Below are 18,634 nucleotides of genomic sequence, written 5' to 3'. Positions count from 1 at the left end.
ATGCCGCCGGGTGCCCCGGCTGGTCGTACCCGGAACCATCGTCCGGGGCCGTAATACGGGGCTCTGTACCCGCGGGCCCGTGGGCCGACACCTGTTAGCCGGGGGGCTCCATCATGGGGCTGCGCTTCCCGGTCGTATCATTCCGGGGGGGGCAACTCCAGGGCTGCTTCGCCTGTCCCGAAAGAGGCGGCCTTGGGGGCGTTCATGTGTGGTGTGCCCTGTGAAGGGTGTCGGAGATGGAGCAAAGGCTGGCGGAATCCCTGTGGCATATGGGCGGCATGGGGTGTTCGTGCCGATGTTCGCCGGCCTGTGACATGGGCCGGTCAGTGATGCTTGTCGGCCGTGACTGCCGGGTCTGCCGGTCGGGCCTGCGTACGCCGTGTAACGCTTGGCGACGGGCAGCACCGTATCGTCGGCGCAATGAAGTTCTTGAGGCGGTGGCATCCCAATGCACATCCTGTTGTTCCATTTCGACGAATCCTGCCCCGCCAGTGTGCGGCAGACGTTCCTTCTGGCCCGTGATCTCTCTGCAGGGACGGCCGGAGATGTGACGCTCGTCTGCACCGCCGGGGGATTTCTCGAACGCGAGGCCCGGAGTGTCGATGTGCCCGTGTTGCCCGTGGGCGGCCTGACGGGCAAGCCCCTGACGCTGATGCGTCTCGTGCGTGCCGTCCGGAGTCGCGAGGCCTTTGTGCTGCACTGCTGCGACACCGCGTCTGCCGCACTGGTTCGTCAACTGAAACGGCTGTCCGGGGGGCGTTGCCGCACGGTGCAGACATGGCGCGTGGTGGGCGGGGATGCGGCGCGTCATGTCGAACGGGTCTGCCGTCATGCTGACGCCGTGCTGTGCCACGGCGAGATGGTCTGCGACCGCCTCGAACGGCACGGTGTGCCACGTTCGCGTCTGTTTGCCGTCTCCCCTGCCGTGGACGCCGGGCACTACGCCCCTCGACGTCCGAGGGGCGATGGTCGTTGCGTCTTCGTGGTCGATGCGCCGCTTGCGGCGTCATCGGGCCACGGCATCGTGCTTGCGGCCATGCGTCTGCTTGCGACCATGCCGGGCTTGCCGGAGTGGGAGGTGAGGCTGGTGGGCGATGGCCCCGACTTTGCGTCCCTGCTCGCTACGGCACGGCAGACGGGGGTGGACACGCATCTCGCCATGCTGGGAACGCAGGACGAACGGCGCATCCTGCCTGATGCCGACGTGCTGCTGGCCCCGTCGCTGGACGGTGAGCATGGGGCCGATGCCATACGTGCCGCATGGTGTGTGGGGCTTCCTGCCGTCGCCTCGTCTCTTGATGTGCATACGGGCATGGTGCGGCATGACGAGACCGGCTTGCTGGTTCCCGTGGGGGACGCCGATGCACTGGCTGCGGTCATGGCGCGTCTTGCGCGTGATGTCGCCGGAGACGGCGCGATGGCTGCGGGGCTTGTGGCGGGAGGTCGTGCCGAGGTCCTGCGGCGTACACCGGAACGGCTGGCGGCTGCCCACCTCGACATCTATCGTGAGCAGGCGGGGGCGGTGCGTCGTAGCCTGCAATCTGCCGGGGTCTGAACACCGCGCCGACTTCGGGCCGTGGTGTATGCCGGTCGCAACCCTGCAGAAGAGCGCGCAGGGCGGACGCCTGCTGCGGCACACCTGAGACGGGCACCAGCCCCGGAACATGCGGGCGAAAGGAAGGCCATGCGCCACGCGCGTGTGACCATACGTCAGCGCGTCCGTCTCGACATGCGAGGTGGTTGTGCGCTCAGGGTCGCGTGTCCGGAGACGTCAGATGGGCGATGTGTCGGCCCTTGCTATGATGGCGGCGTGTCCCTTGCCGCCGGGGGGTATCTGCGTCAGCGCCTTGGCGAGGATGTCCATCTCCAGCGGCTTCGCCAGATAGCCCGAAATCCCCCGACTCATGAAGTCGCGCCGTTCCTCGGTGAGAACGTGGGCGGTGAGCGCCAGCACGGGGATGTCCTCCACTCCCGGCACGAGCCCCGAACGCAGGGCTTCAGTCAGTTCGAGGCCGTCCATCTCCGGCATCTGGATGTCCATGAGGACGCAGTCGAACGTCTGCTGTCGCAGCATGGCGATGCCTTCCACCGCCGATGATGCCACGACGGGGTAATGTCCCAGCCGTTCGAGCATCCGGCTGGCGGCGACCCTGCTGATGTGGTCGTCTTCGACGACAAGCACCTTCAGTCCAGCCCCGGTCTCGAATCCCTCTGTCACACCTTCCGGCGTCTTCTCGATACGTCCGAACATGAGCGTACAGGCGATGGTCGTACCCGCCCCCTCTTCGCTGTCGATGGCGATGGTGCCACCCATGCCGTGCACGAGGCTGCGGACGATGCCAAGGCCCAGACCGGTACCGGGGTAGCGGCGGCGGTATGAGCCGTCGACCTGGAAGAACGGTTCGAAGACGTTGCCCAGCATGTCTTGCGGGATGCCTATCCCCGAATCCTCCACCATGAGCAGCATTCGCAACGCCCCGGCGGGGCTGTGCCGTTCGAGACCGTGCAGCGAGATGCGCACGGTTCCCTGCTGGGTGAATTTCACCGCATTGCCCACAAGATTGAAGAGAATCTGCCTGAAGCGGGTCACATCGCCGATGAGCAGGGGGGGCACATTGGGCGATATGTCTGTCTCAATCCGGATGTCCTTGTCCTTCGCGCCCGTGGCGAGGGTGTCGCGCACGGTGTACAGGGCGCCAGCTGCGTCGAAGGGGTCGGAGGCGAAGGAGGGGGCCACCGAACCAAGGCGGGTGAAGTCGAGAATGTCGTTGATGACGGTGAGCAGGTTGCGGCTGGACTGGCTTGCCACATGCAGCAACTCCTGCTGGTCGGAAGTGAGCGGGGCGTCCTCAAGAAGCTGGAGCATGCCCAGCACGCCGTTCAGCGGAGTGCGAATCTCGTGGCTCATGTTGGCGAGGAAGATGCTCTTGGCCTTGTTGGCGGCTTCGGCATCATCGCGGGCCTGTCGCAATTCGGTCTCGAACCGTTTGCGCTCCGTGATGTCGGTGTTGGCTCCCACGACCAGCGTGGGCCTGCCTTCCTCATCGTATTCCACCACCTTGCCACGGCAATACATCCAGTGCCACACGCCTTCGTCGTCGCGAAGGCGTAGTTCCATGCTGAAACCCTTGTCCCCGCCCTGCCCGTTACGCAGGTTGTGCAGCAGCAGTTCCGCGTCGGCCGGGTCGGCCCTGTGGCGACAGTGGCACTCATCTTCCGCGTCGGAGAGCGCCAGCAGACCGGGGCACCTGTTGTTGCACAGGAACCGGTCGTGCACCACGTCGTACTGCCAGATGGTGTCGGTGGATGCCTCCACCGTCCACTTGAGCAGTTGCTGGCTGCGTAGCAAGGCGTCTTCCTGCGCCTTGAGCAGGGTGATGTCGCGTCCCGTGCCCACGGTGCCCAACAGTTTGCCCTGCCTGTCGTAGAGTGGCGATTTCTGCACGTCGAGCATGAGGTAGCGCCCCTGCACCTTGCCGTCCTCACGAAACCTTCCGGAGGTGCGGGTCTGCAGAACCACCCTGTCGCTGTCGATGCAGAGTTCGCCGAAGGTGTGCTCGTGCCCGAGATGCCTCTGGCGTTCGGCGAAGTGGAGGTCGGTCCTGCCGAGCACCCTTTCGTCATCGCTGTGCAGCAGGTTCTCACGGATGGCACGGTTGGCGAAGATATAGCGGCATTCCGTGTCCTTGGCCCAGAGCATGTCGATCATGTTGTCCGACATGGCCTCGACGAGGTTGCGGAAGTCGGCAAGGGCCGCCTGCGAGCGGTTGCGTTCGGTGATGTCGGTGCCGCAGGCGATGACTCTCATGCCAGTCAGGCCGAAGCCGGGCATGAGGCGGGCTTCGATTTGCAGGGCGCGTTCTCCACCGTCGAGGGCGCGGCAAGCCGCTTCCACAGAAAGCCTGTCAGCCCCCGAGGCGAGCATCACAAGTAGTTCCATGACGAACTGGCGCATGCCGAGGCGCATGAAAAGGTCGGGGTCGAGCAGGTCTTCACGGCATCCGGCGAAGAGCCCGGAGGCGGTTTCGTTGGCATCGACGATGCGGATGCGCCGCGCGAATTCGGCAAGCACGTGGGGGTGGGCCTCGAAATAGGCCCGCAGGTCGTGGACGCCCGATGTGCGCAGTGTGTCGATGGCCTGCTGTGCCTCTGTCACGTCCTGTTGCCACAGTGGTACGGGGCAGAGATGGAACAATTCGGCATAGCGGAGGCTCTCGTCATGCCGTCTGGGCAGCGCATGGGTGGCGAATGCGTGGCAGACAGGGGCCCCTTCGGCATCGACGGCGTGAACCGTCCTGAAACGGACGGGCAGGGCGGTGCCGCCTTGCCCCGAGACGGGCAGGAGAAGGTCGTCGCACGTTCCCGCAAGGATGTCTGCCGCGGCCCGAGCCACGAGAGGGGCATGTATGGCGGGCACGACGACGGAGAGTGGCTTGCCGAGAAGGTCTGCCGCAGGGCGTAGCACAAGGTCGAGGAAGGGGTCGTTCATGAAGACGACCAGTCCGTCGCTGTCGAGCGTGAAAGCCGGGATACGTATTGCCGAAAGCACCGGGCCCAGTATGGGGCCACCCGGTGCGAGACGAAGCAACGACTGGTGGGCGAGGCCTTCGCCGGGGTTTTTCGGGGTGCGCATCTCCATACCGTCCAGAATACATCGCCCGCGATTCGAGCGCCAGAGGCACGATGAAAATATTCAGCCCTGTGCGAAGCCGATGGTAGGGAAAACCCCCATTCCACGCGACAGTGCGATGTTCTATCGTGTTTTTATGGAGGGGGGAAGCATGTTGTGGTTTTTTGTGGCATTCGCGCTTGCGCTTGTGCTCATCGCGGCCTCGCGTGAATGGTAGCGACCGGGCTTTTCAGCATATTCGAGTAGGGCTGGGGAGTGGGCACCGTCAGTTGGGAAGAATGGCTGCCGGGTATTGGCAACCGCCAGAAAGGGCACCGCTTTGCGGTGCCCTTTCTGTGCGTGTCATCAACCATGCACGATATGTGAGGGGGCGCGGCGTCTGCATCTTGATGCAGACCGCCCTTCAGGCCGGGGCCTACGGCACTTTGCCTTTGCGGCAAGGAGTCCGCAGGGCGTTGCGGGGACCTGTTCAGCCCTGTCTGAACCGCTGCGTGCGCAGGTACTCCGCAAAACGGAGGGCCGGCACGCAGTAGGGGTTGATGCGCAAAGCCTCTGCCACATGGACGGAACAGGCGGCCCGGTCTCCCGTTTCGAGGCAGCAGCGTGCCATGTTGCAGTGCAGATTCTCGTCGGTGCCGAAGATGTCGCGCAATGTCTCGAAACAGGCCAGTGCCTTGGCTGGTTCGCCGTCTTTGCGGAGTTCCATGGCGAGGGCGTTGATGATTCTCTTCTGGCCTTCGATGGCGCAGCCTTCGGCAAGCAGGAAATCATACAGGGCCAGTGCCGCATCCGCCCGTCCGTGGGCAAGGAACAGCAGGGCCTGACCGCAGGCACCGCGCACCACGTCCTCGCGTGTGCGTGGATAGCCCTGCACTTCGGGCCTGTCGTCAAGGCGCGGGAGGGTGCGGTGCAGCAGGTAGGCTGGTTCGGGCATGGCCACGGCGAGAAACCGTTGAGCCTCCATGCGCCGTGCCTCGAGCATGGGGCCCGAGTAGGGCATGTCGTCCACAAGGGTGCATATCTCAAGAACCCCGGCAGCGACGGTACGGGCGCCGTGATAGATGCGTCCGGCCTGATGTCGCGACGTCCCCCGGCTGTTCACCTTGTTGCCGGACGTCGAAAAGATGCCCGCCACGCGCAACGTGGCAAGGCGGTCAGTGAGTGTGCCCATTGAGTGTGTCCCCCGAATGTGTCCCTGCCATGATGCAAGGGCGCTGCATCATGGCTTGGCGGCATTGCAGCAGAATGCCTGTCCGGTGACAAGGGGTTGACAGATGACAGGGGGCTTTCGTCCGGGGGGCGTCAGGCCGAGGTGTCGCCGTGTGCGCTGCGGCGTTGCCGGTCGGTCTTGCGCGGTCGCCGGGTCTCGCGCGGGCGTCGCGGCGGCGCATAGCGTGCGCGTACGTCTGCGAAGAGTCCGGGCATTCTGTCGTACTGGTGCACGATGACCGCGGGCGTGCCGTCGTCGCACAGAATGCGGCCGTCGTTGTCCCGTTCCGGCATGGTCGTCTTGTACCCGAGGGTGAGGATGGGCCCGCTGCTGTTGTCGGTGAGGCGTGCGATGCCGAGTGCGCCATTGCGCAGCAGGTGATTGTGCACCCCCTGGTCATACCCCGCCATGCCGGGGCCGGGCATGAAGGGAAGCAGCGCGTCGCACATGGCGTCAAGGTAGCACAGCACCGCGCTGGCACCCCCGGCGACCGTGCCGGAACACGAGATGTTGTGGTGCGCGATGGCGTTCCATGCAGGTTCGCCAAGGTGTCCGCACATCCAGCGCCGCATGTAGGGGCAGTCGCCCACGGTCATGCGTCTGTCTTCCAGCGTGCAGCAGAGACCGGTACCCCACAACCGGGCAGCCGGGTCGGACTGGAAGATGATGTCGCGCACATCACAGAGCAATACGGCATCCGGAAGGGAGGGCAGACGCCGTAGATGGTCCCTGTAGATGAAGAACCGCAAGGCGTTCCAAGGCAGATGGGACAAGGCTTCGTAGTCGGTCTGCCGGTCGATGGTGCGGCAGTCCACATCATGCGCGGCGATGCGGTCAAGGTCGCGGGTGGTGGGACTGACGAAAAGGGTACAGTCCCCCGCGAAGCCCGTTTCGCGTAGCGAGGCGACGAAAGGGCGCACATCGCCGTAGTGGTATCCTGCGGCAAGACCCATGACCAGCAGGCGGTACGCCCCGTCAGTCGCGGGGTGTGCGGGCGTGTCAGCGGCGGGCTTGTCAGCGGCGGGCACTGCATGGATGGGCTGTGTGCCTGAATCGTGCGTGCAGGCGGCAGGGGCGGAGGGCGGCGTCATGGCGGTTGTGGTCATGCGGGATGTGTACGGCATGGTGCCACGCCTGCCAAGCCGAACGGAACCCCTCCGGTATGTGCGGTGCCGGAATCGGTTCGGTGCGGCACGGACAGGAGGCAAGCCTCTGTGGTGGAAGGCAAGACCCTCCGTCGTGCGGAGGGTCTCGTGCGGTGTCGTCACGGCATCTTGCGGCGTCCGGCTGGTGCCTTCAGTCAGGCGTGAACGCAGCGGCCGAGTGCAGAAGGCGCGTGCCTGCCGGGGGTGTCAGTCGCGAATCTCGCGCATCTGCTTGAGGTCGGCGCGCGGGATGACCACTTCGCTGCCGGTCTCGTCACGGAAGGAATACGTGTCGTTCTTGGGGTCGAGGCGAGGCTTGCCCGACGCGACATGGATGCCATAGTCGCTCGTCACGAGAACGTAGCGGTTCGAGCCGCAGCCAGCCAGCAGGGTTGAGCACAGGATGAGGACGAGGAAGGTGAGGCAAAGGTGACGTTGCATCATGGTCGACTCCTTGTCTTGAGTATGAGGGAGCGTTCTATGTCACTGGAAGGTGGCGATATGGGCTGCGAGGGCCTTGATGTCCTCGGGAGAGAGGCGGGCGGCCTGCTGTTGCATGGTCGCCTTCTGCGGCCCTCCGTAGGTGCCCTGCCTGTAGCCCTCAAGGGCCGTCTCTACCTGCACTGCCGTCTTGCCCTTGAGTTTGAAGCTGCCGTCGGTTCCATGGCAGCGGGCACACACGGCATTGAAGAGCGCCTTGCCGTCGGCGGCCATACCGGGCGAGGCGGCGAGAAGGATCAATGATGCTGCAATGATGAGGCGCATGAAACGCATGGTGGGCCTCCTTGTCGATGGGCGGCGTACTTGGCGCAAGCCGTTGCTCACACTCTGTGGTTGCTATACCGTACTCCCATGCATTTTTCTATGGTTTCAAAAATCACGGAGCGTCGTGGCGGAGGCGGTACACGCCGACGGAACGGGGGGTGCGCAAGCCGCATTCCCGGTGGCCGCGCGTCGCAAGTGCGCCTACTGCTGGCGGCCTGTCTCTTCTGTCTGGCGCTGGTGACATCTTTATCGGGTGTGGCACGGAGTGACGAGGGGCATCGTGCCGGTGACACCGGTTTCAAAACACCCCATGCCGAACGCCAACCCGGCCTCACTGCCGAGTCGGGCGGCGGCGCAGGTTCCATGCCCGACGGAATGTCGGGGGAATTCCGTATCGTGACCAGTGCGATGCCCCCTTTCTCTTCGCTCGATGTGCTTGGGACGCCTCAGGGGATGTGCATGGAGGTGGCACTGCATGTCGCTCGCGAACTTGGCAGGCATCCCACGGTGGTCGAACGGAGCAAGCCCCGTTTCCTGCTGGAGTTCGAGCGTGGCAGTGCGGATATGCTGCCGTGCTCTTCGGCCGAATGGATGAGCCCTGTGCGTGACCATGTGGTCTTCTCCAAGCCCATCCTCGAAATGGAGAATGTGGTGCTGGCGCGCAAGGGCGCGGTGCGAAGGCCCGGAGGGCCCGACTGCGTGGCCGGTTGCCGGGTGGGAACGCTGCCGGGTTACGTCTACGCCGATGGCTTCGACGATGCCTTCGCGCACGGCAACATGCAGCGCGAGGACACGCCCGGTACCGACCTCATGCTTCGCAAGCTGTCTGCCGGGAGGCTGGACGCCGCCATCGTCAACATCCTTGAAGCCCGGTACTGGGGGGAGCGTCTGAACTTGCCCCGCGATGCGTTCGAAGTGGTCTATACCTTCAAGCGCAAGGTGCCGGTGAGTCTTGTGCTGCACCGGCGGTATGCGCACCTGCTTCCGCGGGTCGACGCCATCATCGACAGGATGCGCCGCGACGGCACGTTGCACCGCGTCATTGTCGGGCAGAAGGGCCGATTGGGCATGGCATCTGACCGATTGTAGAGGGGCAGGGACTGAAATCCGGCAGCGCGGCAGGCTGCTGCGGGGGAGACGGGCGGTTGACGTCCTGTACCATGGTGCAAGATGCACCGGTGCAGGGGCGGCAGGCGTTATTCTGGCAGAACAGTCGTTTCGGAACGGGTAGCCCCGGCTGCCCGTTTGCATTTCGCTTCATCAACGAGAAAGGGGACCAACTTGCGTTGGTCCCCTTGGGGTAATCTCGTGCTTTTTGCAAAATGGTCGGGATGAAAGGATTTGAACCTTCGACCCCTTGAACCCCATTCAAGTGCGCTCCCAGGCTGCGCTACATCCCGACGTGCGAGAAGGGTGTTTAGCCCTATGGCCCGATGGTGTCAACATGAAAAAACACTGCCCCCGAAAAAAAGATGGAATATTGCGATGACCGCCCAGTTGCGCCATAGTTCCATAATGGGCTGATGCCCGAAGGGGGGAGCCATGAAAGCAGGCTACGAGACCATGACGCCGGAGGAATTACGGCGTCTTACGGCAACGCATGACGAGGCGGACTATGAGATCGTCGACGTGCGCGAACCGGCCGAATACCGTCAGGGGCATCTGCCCGGGGCAAAACATATTCCTGTGGGCGAGGTCGAGGCGCGTCTCGATGAGCTTGTTCCCGGCAGGACGCATATCTTCTACTGCCGAAGCGGGGCGCGTTCACGCGCGGCGTTGACCTTCGCGGTGGAATCGGGCCTCACCCTCGGCCCGTTGTACGACCTTGCGGGGGGGATTCTGGCTTGGGACGGCCATACCGTGCCCGACGAACCACGCCTTGCGACCTTCGCCCACGTCAGCGACATGCGCAGTCTGCTGCTGCGTGCCATCGACATGGAGAAGGCTGTCCACGGCCTTTACACGCGGGTGCGCGCCGCCAGCGGCAGGCCCGTGGTGTGCGAACTCATGGACAGGCTGGTGGGCGTCGAGGTGGCACACGCCCGTGTCATCTACCGCGAATTGCGCAAGTGGTGGGCTGCCGCAGACGGTGAGTTGCCTCCCTTCGAGACGCTCTTCGAGACACTGGAAGGACGAGTCCTCGAAGGCGGACGCAGCGTGGATGAACTGGAACCGTGGATACGTTCCGCCTCGACGGGCGATTGCCATGAAGTGGCCGACCTCGCGCTTGAACTGGAGTTCGCCGCATACGACCTCTACCGCACCCTCGCGGACGAGGCGGTGCAGGGCAGCGGGCTGGGCGAGGATGCCGCGCGCGTCTTTCTCGACCTCGCCTCGCAAGAGAAGGCCCACGCCCGCATGATCGTCGCCGCCATGGCCCGTTTCGGTGAGGAAGGGGCGGATGCCACGGCCTGATTGCAGTCATCCCATGGCAAGTGGAGTCCGACCCGATGACGGGCGACGGGCGGAGGCGGCGACGGCTGCCCCCACGGGTTCATGCCCTCCGGCGGAGGGCGTGACAGACGGCGTGCAGGATGCATCGCCGGGGACACGCGGACTGCAAGGGGATGCTGCCCGTGCCGTGGTCGCCCTTGCCCGGTGTTCAGGCTATGACCGCCTCGCGGTCGAGGCTGCCGTGAGTGCCGTGCTCGACGCATCGGGATGGCGACCGGCCTGCGGTGCCCGGGTGCTGGTCAAGCCCAATCTGTTGCGGTTTCAGCCCAGCGGGCTGTGTTGCACGCATCCTGAAGTGGTGCGCGCCGCCTGTGTCTGGTTGCAGGCCCATGGCGTGCACGTGACCGTGGGCGATTCTCCGGCCTTCGGGACGGCGCAGGGCGTTGCGGCGCGCATCGGCCTTGCTGACGCGCTGGCCCCCCTCGGGCTTGCCGTCATCCAGCTTGATGGGCCGCGACAGGTCGAGGTGGCGGACGGCGGCGGAGGAACGACCACCATAGGCGTCTCGCGACACGCACTGGACGCAGACGCCATCCTTTCGGTCCCTCGCCTCAAGGCCCATTGCCAGATGCGCGTGACATGCGCGGTGAAGAACCTCTTCGGTTGCGTGTGCGGCGTGCGCAAGGCGTTGGCGCATACCACCCACGGTGCGGATACGCGGGTCTTCGGCGGCCTTGTGGCGGACATCTTCGCGGCATTGCCCCCTGTGGCGGCCTTGTGCGATGCTGTCACCTGCATGCATGTCACCGGCCCTGCGGGGGGCGAACCCTTCGGCCTGGGCCTTATGGGGGCCTCGGTGTCGCCTGCGGCACTGGATGCCGTGTGCTGTTCGGTCATCGGCCTCGACCCGTCTGTGGTGCCCCTGTGGGGCGAGATGCGCCGCAGAGGGTTTCCCGGTACAGACCCCGCCGACATGGACTATCCGCTTGAGGGGCCTTCTGCGTTCGACGGGAGGGGCTTCGTGGTGCCCGGTGTGCTCAAGGATGTGAGCTTCGCCCCCGGCGTGCTGCTGCGCAGCCTGTGCCGCCGTGTCCTGTCGTCGTTGCGCGGGTGACGGCATCGGCGCGGGGTGCGTGTCCCGTCCCTCCCTCGTTCCCCTGACACGAGAAGGCGGCGAAGGTGTCGCCACCCTCGCCGCCTGTTCTTCATCATTCCGGAGTGTGGGCATGGCGTGCGCCTCACCCCGTCCCCCATGCTGGCGTACGGCCACCCCCCGGCAAGCCGTGCGCCGTTCCGTCATGCGTCGTTCTTGAGTGCGTTGATGAGCTGATGCAACTCTTCGGCCTGTTCCGCAAGGTCGCGGATGTCGTTGTTGGCGGCGCGTATGAGTTCGCCGCTGTCACGGGCGATGCGGTTGATGTCCTCCACGCTGCGGGTGATTTCCTCGCTGGCGGCGGACTGCTCTTCAGCGGCGGCGACGATGGCCTGTACCTGCCCTGCGGCGTCATGGGCCGTGCGGACGATTTCCTTCAGCAGGTCGCCGGAGGAGGAAGACAGGCGCGCTGCCCCGTCGATGGCGGAGACGGCTTCGTCCATGGAGTCGACGTTGGTGCGGGCCAGTCCCTGTATGGCGCGGATGGAGTCGCCCACCTCCTTGGTCGCACCCATGGTCTTTTCGGCAAGCTTGCGGACTTCATCGGCCACGACGGCGAAGCCGCGTCCCGCTTCACCCGCACGGGCCGCTTCGATGGCGGCGTTGAGGGCCAGCAGGTTGGTCTGGTCGGCGATGTCGTTGATGACGTTCATGACATGCCCGATGGCCTCCGACTGCTGCCCGAGGCGGTGCATGTTGTCCTTCAGCCCCGTGGCAAGCTGCTTCAGGTCCTCCATGGCCTTCACGGTGCGGCTCACCATCTCGGCGCCGTTCTCGGCCTGTGCACGCGAAGAGTCGGTCTGTTCGGCGGCGCGGCCTGCGTTGCGGGCCACTTCAAGCACGGTGGCGTTCATCTCTTCCATGGCGGTGGCCGTCTCGCCGATGCGGGCAAGCTGGTTGTCCGTGCCGCGGTCGATGTCTCCGGCCCTGCGTTCGAGGTCGCTGGTTGCACCGTTGATGCGCTTCACAACACCTTCGAGACGTGACGCCGCTGTCAGCATGCCCTCTCTGGTGGCTGCTGCGGCCTTCATGCGCGCCTCGTCGGCCTGACGGGCCGCGTCACGGGCGACATCGGCCTGCCTGTTGGCTTCGGCCTCCTTGGCCTTGATGTCGTCCATGTTGGTGCGCAGTGTGGCGACCATGCTGTTGAGGGCCTTCTGAAGTTGGGCCACTTCGTCGCGACCCTGTTCCACGATGCGGATGTCGAGGTTGCCGGCGGCGACCCCCTGCGCCGCGCCCGTGGCCTCGCGCAACGGGCGCACGATACCAGTGATGATGAGCACACACAGCGGAATGACGCCAAGCACGAGGACGGCTGCGATGATGAGGAACAGGCGCGTGACTTCGTCTGCGACCACGTCGCCCATGTCCTTGCTGATGGCGGTCTTGGTGGCGTCGATGTTGTCGATGTAGACGCCCGTGCCTATCCAGTAGTCGGTGCCGGGAATGGCTTCGGCGTAGGCAAGCTTGGGCTGGTCGCCCTTGCCGGGCTTGTCGAAGACGTACTCGACGAATCCGCCGCCCTGTGCGGCGCGCTGGGAAAGTTCGCGGACGTAGAACACGTTGTTCTTGTCCTTGGCACCGCCAAGGTCCTTGCCCTGCACTTCCTTCTTGGTCGGTAGCGCGACGTTGACCGTGCCCCTGTAGACGAAGAAGTAGCCCGACTTGTCCTTCTCGAAGCGGATGCCGTCGATGGCCTTGCGGATGGCCGCCACCTTCGCCTCGTCATCGGTGAGGTGCGCCGTGAGTTCGCCAAGGGCGAGGCTGGCGGAATGCGTGGCCACCTGGAGTTTCATCTTCTCCTGTTCGAGCATGACCTTCTGCGTCTCTTCGACGCCCAGGCCCGAGACCTTGTCGATGGTGTGATGGTAGGCGGCCATGACGCCGCCGACGAACAGGACCATGAATACCAGTAGCGCAATGACGCGCGTGGCGATGGAATAGTTACGCAGCATGGGTACCCCGGGGTGGTATGCATGTTGATAGTGCAGGACATGATGCCCTCATGACCAGCCTGACACAACGGCGTATGGATGCAAGGCCGTTAGTCTGTCATTCGTCACATAGGCGATGAAGTTGAGGGCTGCTGGCGCATGACGAAAAAAAAGGGGGCCGTCGCGACGGCCCCCCGTTGGTCGATGTCGTGCTATTTCAGGTTCTCGGCCAGCAGTTCGGCAACGTGGCCGACCTTGACCTTGCCGCCGCGCTTCTCCATGCCGCCGCGAAGCTGCATGATGCACCCGGGGCAGTCGGCCACGAGGCGACCTGCGCCTGTGGCTTCGACGTTGTCGAGTTTCTTGCGCAGGAGTTCCGCCGAGAGTTCGGGGAACTTGGCGGAGAACGTCCCGCCGAAGCCGCAGCACACGTCCTCTTCTTCGGCCTTGCAGTAGGTCGCGCCGGAGGCGGCGATGAGGTTGCGGGGCTGTTCCACCACACCAAGACCACGGCACAGGTGGCACGAGCTGTGGTAGGCGACCTTCTCGTTGGAGCCGCCCTTGAAGGCATCGGACTTCATGCCGAGCACGTCATGGACGAACGAGCTGAAGTCGATGATCTTGTTGGAGAACTGGCGCACGCGGGTGGTCATCTCGGGATGCCCTGTGAGCAGCTTGGGGTAGGTCTCCTTCAGGTGCGAGGCACACGAGGCGCACAGGGTGACGATGTAGTCGTACCGTGCCGCGTCGAAGGCCATGACGTTCTGGCGGGCCACTTCGATGGTGGCTTCGCGCTCGCCCATCATCTGCACGGGCAGGCCGCAGCAGCTCTGGTCCATGGGGAAGTCGATGTCCACGTTCTGGCTGGCGATGACCTTCACGGCGGCCTTCATCTGCTCGGGGTAGACGAAGTCCTGCACGCAACCCGAGAACAGCGCGATGCGCAGCTTGGGCTTGGCGATGCGCGGGCGCACGGTCTCCCATTCGTCACGGAAGGGCTTGTCGGCGATGGCGGGCAGCGCCTTGAAGCCATGGTCCTTGGCGAATATCTGCGGCAGGTGGCGGATGTAGGGGGTACCGCCCGTGACGGGCTTCTGCGCCCACTTGGCGAAGCGCAGCAAGGTGTGGAACAGCTTGCGGTTCTTCAGCATCTTGCCCATCAACGTGGTCTCGACGGGCATGCCCTCCTCTTCGTTCAGGCGGGCGCGGATTTCCTTGATCAGGCGCGGCAGGTCGATGCCACCGGCGCAGATGTGCTTGCACGACTCGCAGTTGATGCAGTTCTGCACCAGGTTGCGGGCCTTGTCGCGACCATGGAAGAAGTAGGTGAGGATGAGGCCGATGGCGCCGATGTAGATGTGGCCCATCTTGTGGCCGCCAACCAGACGGTAGACCGGGCACACGTTGGCGCATGCGCCGCAGCGCACGCAGCGCAGTACCTGCGAGAACAACGGGTCTTCGGCGAGGGCACGGCGACCGTTGTCGAGGAACACGATGTGCATCTCCTTGCGACCGTCGACACAGGCTTCGCACTCGTTGGCGCCGCCGATCCACGTCACATAGGAGGTGATGGCCTGACCGGTGGCGTTGCGGGGCAGCACCTTCAGCGAGCGCAGGGCGTCGTGCAGGGTGGGCACCAGCTTGTCGAGACCGGCAAGGGCCACGTGCACGCGGGGCAGGGTGGTGACGAGACGGGCGTTGCCTTCGTTGGTGACGAGGCCGATGGTGCCGGTCTCTGCCACGGCGAAATTGGCGCCGGAGATGCCCATGTCGGCGGTGGCGAAGTGGGTGCGCAGTTCACGGCGTGCCACCTTCACCAGACGCTGGATGTCGACTTCCTGCTTCTGCTTGGTCACTTCGCTGAACAGGTCGGCCACCTGATAACGCGACAGGTGGATGGCGGGCATGACCATGTGCGAGGGGCCTTCATGGCGCATCTGGATGATCCATTCGCCAAGGTCGGTCTCGATGACTTCGACGTTGTCCTCTTCGAGGCGGTGGTTGAGGTGGGTCTCTTCCGCCGTCATCGACTTGGACTTGATGGCCTTCTTGCAGTTGTTGTCACGCGCGATGCGGGCGATGATCTCGTTGGCTTCGGCGGCGGTGCGTGCAAGGTGCACCTTCACGCCGCGCTTCTCGGCCTCGGCCTTGAACTGGGCGTAGAGGGTGTCCATGTTCTTGGCGGCGTGGTCCTTCGCGTCGGCCACTTCGGCGATGATGGCCTTCTCGTCGATGTCCTTGAAGGCGTTGGCGCGGCTGGCGCGGTAGGCCACGGCGAACTTGTCCATGGCGTTGCGCAGGAATTCGTTGTCCAGCGACTCCTGCAGTTCCTTGCGGTATTCCTTCAGCGTCTTGCTGTTCTGCATGGTTTAGCCCTCCACCAGGATGAGATGCAGTTCGAGGGGCCCGTGTACGCCGAGTGAGAGCACGCGCTCGATGTCGGCGGTACGGCTGGGGCCGGAGATGAAGGCGGTGTAGTGGGGCTTGCCGGTGCCCATCAACTCGTTGAGGGTCGCCTCGGCATCGTACGAGGTGGCGACGATCTTCGACTTGGGCAGCACGGCCACATGGAACTCGCTGATCATGGAGGCAAGGCGCAGTTCTTCGCTGTTGGAGCTGACCACGCAGGTGCCGGTCTCGGCGATGCCCATGGTCACATGGGTGAAGCCGATGTCGATGCCCGCAAGGTGCTTGCGCAGACCTTCGCGCACGCAGGCGATGCCACGCTCTTCGCAGAGCTTCGCGAAGGCATCGTATTCCTTGTCGCTGAGGTTGGGCGCGGCGATGATCTTCTTCTGCTTCATCTCGCAGAGGGCTTCGGCGTTGTCCGAAAGCTTCTCTTCACAGCCGGAGATGAGCAACTGGCAGGCTTCCTTCTTCTCACAGATGTCCAGGGCGTAGGCGAAGGCTTCGTTGATGTCCTTCAGTTCTACGACGGTCGCGGCGATCGCCTCGGCTTTCTCACGCATGAGCCGGGCGAGGTCCTGGTTACCACTCATCGGTTCTCTCCCTTGGGGATGCCAGTTTGCGCCAGCAGTGCCGCACGATCGAGCGCACCCGCGACGATGTCCGCGCCGCGACGTATGGTGACAAGGTCGCGCAGCTTCTGGCTGTTGAGGATTTCTTCCATCTTGCGGGCGACGGTGTACGTGTCTTCGCGGACCACGATCACCGGAGCCCCGTGTTGTTCCGATCGCTGTCGTATGAGTTCATCGGGCGGCATGTTCCCGGTGAGGACGAGACACGGGCACTGTCCTTCCAGGGCCACGAGTTGCAGGTCCGTGCGGTCGCCGCCGACGATGGTGGCGGTGTTTGCGTGACGGCGGAAGTGGCTCATGAAGTTCTCGACCTGCATGGTGCCGATGAGAAAGCCTTCCACGAGGCGTTGCGAGCCCTTGCCGCCGCACACGAGCCTGCCCCCGAGCCTCACGGCGAGGTCGGAGGCACGAATGGCGTGCAGCAACGGGTCGTGCGGCACAAGGCCGAGTACGCGGACGCCGTGTTCCGCGAGATAGGGCACGAGCACCTCTTCGGCGTCGCGCTGGTACGATTCGGGAAGGTCGTTCAGCAGCACGCCCGCCAGCCTGTCACCGAGCACGTCGGCGGCGTAGAGGATGGCGTCGTGGTCGATGCCTCCGCCTTCGGGGTGCGGGTGGTAACGTTCGACGAGCACCACCCGCAGGTCGAGACGGCGCACCAGTGCGAGGCCGTCAAGCCCGCGGGCGCGTCCGGTGTGGAACAGCGAACCTGTACCGCCGACGAGCATGACGTCGCGCCCTCGGGCGAGTGCGGTGTAGGCTGCGCCCACACGTTCGAGCGCGTTGCCGCCGCGTAGCGACATGGCGCGGATGTTGGCGGGTTCGACGACGGGGGTGACCACTTCGGGGTCGGCGTTCTGGCCCAGCACCTCCTGGACGAGCATGGCGTCGATGTCGCCCGTGCGGTCGTCGACCATGCGGGGGCGCTGACCGTAGGGCTTCATGTAGCCCACGGAACGTCCGTCGCGCCCGAGTACGAGCCCGAGGGCCATGCAGGCGAGGTTCTTGCCTGCTGCCGCTGCCGTGGAGCCTATGTAGATGCCGACCATGCCGTCTCCCGTTGCCGGACGCGTCGCGCCCGGAAAGCACGGTGCGGGGCGCGGCGTTGCCGCGCCCCGTCCGTGGCTGATGCGTTAGCCTGTGTGAACCTAGCCCTTGAGCACGTCGAGGGTCGCCTGTGCGATTTCCAGTTCTTCGTTGGTGGGGACCACGAGAACGGCGACGCGGCTGCCGTCGGGGCTGATGTGGCGGGGCTGACCGTTGCGCACGGCGTTGCGTGCGGGGTCGACGGCGATGCCCAGCGAGTCGAGACCGGCGCACACTTCGGCGCGCACGAAGTCGTCGTTCTCGCCGATGCCGGCGGTGAAGACCACGGCGTCGACACGACCGAGAACGGCGTAGTAGGCACCGATGTACTTCTTGATGCGGTAGGTGAACATCTCGAAGGCAAGCTGCGCGCGTTCGTTGCCGTTCTCACGGGCGGCGTGCAGGTCGCGCATGTCGTTCATGCCGCACATGCCCTTGAGACCCGACTGCTTGTTCATCAGCGTGTCGGCTTCGGCGGGCGAGAGGTTCTTCTTCTCCATGAGGAAGGGCACGATGGCGGGGTCGATGTCGCCGCAACGGGTACCCATCATCAGGCCTTCGAGAGGCGTGATGCCCATGGTGGTGTCCACGCACTTGCCGTTCTTGACGGCGGCCATGGAACAGCCGTTGCCAAGGTGACAGGTGATGATGTTCAGCTCGTCGAGGGGCTTGCCGAGGTACTGCGCCGTACGCTTGGTGATGTAGCGGTGCGAGGTGCCGTGGAAGCCGTAGCGACGGATCTTCAGCTCTTCGTACAGCTCGATGGGCAGCGGGTACAGGTATGCCTTGGCGGGCATGGACTGGTGGAACTCGGTGTCGAACACGCCCACGTTGGGCAGACCGGGGAAGAGTTCTTCAGCCACTTCGATGCCGGCGAGGTTGGCGGGGTTGTGCAGCGGACCCAGCGGAATGTAGTCGCGGATGACGCCCTTGGCCCAGTCGTCGATGCGCACCGACTGCTTGATCTCCTCGCCGCCGAGCAGCACGCGGTGTCCGATGGCACCGATCTCGGACTTGTCCTTGATCACGCCCTTGTCGGCGTCGGTGATCAGTTCCACGACGCGCTTCATGCCTTCCACATGGTTGGTGAAGGGCTGCTCGAAGGTCAGCTTCTCCTCACCTTCGGCATCGGGGCGTATCTTGTGGGTGAGCTTGCCCATGGGCTCGCCGATGCGCTCGACGAGACCGGAGCACAGAGGTACCTCGCGCTCCATGTCGATGAGCTGGTACTTGATGGACGAGCTGCCGGAATTGATGACCAGTACGTTCATGGTAGTCC

Annotated in this window: 14 protein-coding genes and 1 tRNA gene; 4 read left to right on the top strand and 11 right to left on the bottom strand. The window is 64.6% G+C overall.

What is annotated here, in order from left to right; all coding sequences use genetic code 11:
• Positions 1–448: 448 nt before the first annotated feature.
• The gene (locus tag DVU_RS14320) at positions 449–1,555 is read left to right on the top strand and encodes a glycosyltransferase family 4 protein (protein ID WP_010940305.1); all 1,107 of its coding nucleotides are present in this window, start codon (positions 449–451) and stop codon (positions 1,553–1,555) included.
• Between the two features lie 216 nt (positions 1,556–1,771).
• On the opposite strand, the gene DVU_RS14315 is transcribed toward DVU_RS14320, so the two are convergent.
• The 5 genes from DVU_RS14315 to DVU_RS14295 all read right to left on the bottom strand — a co-directional run bounded on the left by DVU_RS14315 (position 1,772) and on the right by DVU_RS14295 (position 7,759).
• Positions 1,772–4,633, bottom strand: a complete 2,862-nt coding sequence (locus DVU_RS14315; protein ID WP_014524606.1) for an ATP-binding protein — start codon at positions 4,631–4,633, stop codon at positions 1,772–1,774.
• A 466-nt stretch (positions 4,634–5,099) separates the two neighbouring features.
• Positions 5,100–5,801, bottom strand: a complete 702-nt coding sequence (locus tag DVU_RS16730; RefSeq protein ID WP_014524605.1) for a tetratricopeptide repeat protein — start codon at positions 5,799–5,801, stop codon at positions 5,100–5,102.
• 131 nt (positions 5,802–5,932) lie between these two features.
• On the bottom strand, positions 5,933–6,964 hold the full coding sequence (locus DVU_RS14305) for a hypothetical protein (RefSeq protein WP_010940302.1): 1,032 nt from the start codon (positions 6,962–6,964) through the stop codon (positions 5,933–5,935).
• 228 nt (positions 6,965–7,192) lie between these two features.
• Positions 7,193–7,429 carry a YgdI/YgdR family lipoprotein gene (locus tag DVU_RS14300; RefSeq protein WP_010940301.1) on the bottom strand — a complete coding sequence of 79 codons (237 nt, stop codon included), beginning with the start codon at positions 7,427–7,429 and terminating at the stop codon, positions 7,193–7,195.
• Positions 7,430–7,468: 39 nt separating this feature from the next.
• The gene (locus DVU_RS14295) at positions 7,469–7,759 is read right to left on the bottom strand and encodes a c-type cytochrome (protein WP_014524604.1); all 291 of its coding nucleotides are present in this window, start codon (positions 7,757–7,759) and stop codon (positions 7,469–7,471) included.
• A 354-nt stretch (positions 7,760–8,113) separates the two neighbouring features.
• Between DVU_RS14295 and DVU_RS14290 the strand changes: the two genes are divergently transcribed.
• The gene (locus DVU_RS14290) at positions 8,114–8,839 is read left to right on the top strand and encodes a substrate-binding periplasmic protein (protein ID WP_010940298.1); all 726 of its coding nucleotides are present in this window, start codon (positions 8,114–8,116) and stop codon (positions 8,837–8,839) included.
• A gap of 234 nt (positions 8,840–9,073) precedes the next feature.
• On the opposite strand, the gene DVU_RS14285 is transcribed toward DVU_RS14290, so the two are convergent.
• A tRNA-Pro gene (locus DVU_RS14285) sits at positions 9,074–9,150 on the bottom strand.
• 142 nt (positions 9,151–9,292) lie between these two features.
• Between DVU_RS14285 and DVU_RS14280 the strand changes: the two genes are divergently transcribed.
• Positions 9,293–10,165, top strand: coding sequence for a rhodanese-like domain-containing protein (locus tag DVU_RS14280; protein ID WP_010940296.1), 873 nt, complete (start codon positions 9,293–9,295; stop codon positions 10,163–10,165).
• Positions 10,166–10,178: 13 nt separating this feature from the next.
• Complete coding sequence (locus DVU_RS14275) at positions 10,179–11,258, top strand: DUF362 domain-containing protein (protein WP_223295114.1); 1,080 nt, start codon at positions 10,179–10,181, stop codon at positions 11,256–11,258.
• A gap of 182 nt (positions 11,259–11,440) precedes the next feature.
• Here the strand turns inward: DVU_RS14275 and DVU_RS14270 are convergent, their stop codons facing one another.
• The 5 genes from DVU_RS14270 to DVU_RS14250 all read right to left on the bottom strand — a co-directional run bounded on the left by DVU_RS14270 (position 11,441) and on the right by DVU_RS14250 (position 18,626).
• On the bottom strand, positions 11,441–13,252 hold the full coding sequence (locus DVU_RS14270) for a methyl-accepting chemotaxis protein (RefSeq protein ID WP_010940294.1): 1,812 nt from the start codon (positions 13,250–13,252) through the stop codon (positions 11,441–11,443).
• Between the two features lie 191 nt (positions 13,253–13,443).
• Positions 13,444–15,597, bottom strand: a complete 2,154-nt coding sequence (gene ldhH / locus DVU_RS14265; RefSeq protein ID WP_010940292.1) for an L-lactate dehydrogenase (quinone) large subunit LdhH — start codon at positions 15,595–15,597, stop codon at positions 13,444–13,446.
• Positions 15,598–15,600: 3 nt separating this feature from the next.
• Positions 15,601–16,230, bottom strand: coding sequence for a lactate utilization protein (locus DVU_RS14260; protein ID WP_010940291.1), 630 nt, complete (start codon positions 16,228–16,230; stop codon positions 15,601–15,603).
• A complete protein-coding gene (locus DVU_RS14255) occupies positions 16,227–17,318 on the bottom strand; it encodes a phosphotransacetylase family protein (protein WP_010940290.1) in 1,092 nt (363 codons plus the stop codon). The genes DVU_RS14260 and DVU_RS14255 overlap by 4 nt, the downstream gene beginning before the upstream one ends.
• Positions 17,319–17,417: 99 nt before the next feature.
• Positions 17,418–18,626, bottom strand: a complete 1,209-nt coding sequence (locus DVU_RS14250) for an acetate kinase (protein ID WP_010940289.1) — start codon at positions 18,624–18,626, stop codon at positions 17,418–17,420.
• Positions 18,627–18,634: the final 8 nt, after the last annotated feature.

The organism is Nitratidesulfovibrio vulgaris str. Hildenborough (assembly GCF_000195755.1).
Taxonomy (GTDB): Bacteria; Desulfobacterota; Desulfovibrionia; order Desulfovibrionales; family Desulfovibrionaceae; genus Nitratidesulfovibrio; species Nitratidesulfovibrio vulgaris.
Note: the sequence above shows the minus strand (reverse complement) of the source record. Positions and strands in the feature narration are given on the sequence as shown.

What these genes read in the sequence shown, in the direction of transcription:
- DVU_RS14320 (WP_010940305.1), top strand. Translation starts at nt 449, where the DNA reads ATGCACATCCTGTTGTTCCATTTCGACGAATCCTGCCCCGCCAGTGTG.
- DVU_RS14315 (WP_014524606.1), bottom strand. Translation starts at nt 4,633, where the DNA reads ATGCGCACCCCGAAAAACCCCGGCGAAGGCCTCGCCCACCAGTCGTTG.
- DVU_RS16730 (WP_014524605.1), bottom strand. Translation starts at nt 5,801, where the DNA reads ATGGGCACACTCACTGACCGCCTTGCCACGTTGCGCGTGGCGGGCATC.
- DVU_RS14305 (WP_010940302.1), bottom strand. Translation starts at nt 6,964, where the DNA reads ATGCCGTACACATCCCGCATGACCACAACCGCCATGACGCCGCCCTCC.
- DVU_RS14300 (WP_010940301.1), bottom strand. Translation starts at nt 7,429, where the DNA reads ATGATGCAACGTCACCTTTGCCTCACCTTCCTCGTCCTCATCCTGTGC.
- DVU_RS14295 (WP_014524604.1), bottom strand. Translation starts at nt 7,759, where the DNA reads ATGCGTTTCATGCGCCTCATCATTGCAGCATCATTGATCCTTCTCGCC.
- DVU_RS14290 (WP_010940298.1), top strand. Translation starts at nt 8,114, where the DNA reads ATGCCCGACGGAATGTCGGGGGAATTCCGTATCGTGACCAGTGCGATG.
- DVU_RS14280 (WP_010940296.1), top strand. Translation starts at nt 9,293, where the DNA reads ATGAAAGCAGGCTACGAGACCATGACGCCGGAGGAATTACGGCGTCTT.
- DVU_RS14275 (WP_223295114.1), top strand. Translation starts at nt 10,179, where the DNA reads ATGGCAAGTGGAGTCCGACCCGATGACGGGCGACGGGCGGAGGCGGCG.
- DVU_RS14270 (WP_010940294.1), bottom strand. Translation starts at nt 13,252, where the DNA reads ATGCTGCGTAACTATTCCATCGCCACGCGCGTCATTGCGCTACTGGTA.
- ldhH (WP_010940292.1), bottom strand. Translation starts at nt 15,597, where the DNA reads ATGCAGAACAGCAAGACGCTGAAGGAATACCGCAAGGAACTGCAGGAG.
- DVU_RS14260 (WP_010940291.1), bottom strand. Translation starts at nt 16,230, where the DNA reads ATGAGTGGTAACCAGGACCTCGCCCGGCTCATGCGTGAGAAAGCCGAG.
- DVU_RS14255 (WP_010940290.1), bottom strand. Translation starts at nt 17,318, where the DNA reads ATGGTCGGCATCTACATAGGCTCCACGGCAGCGGCAGCAGGCAAGAAC.
- DVU_RS14250 (WP_010940289.1), bottom strand. Translation starts at nt 18,626, where the DNA reads ATGAACGTACTGGTCATCAATTCCGGCAGCTCGTCCATCAAGTACCAG.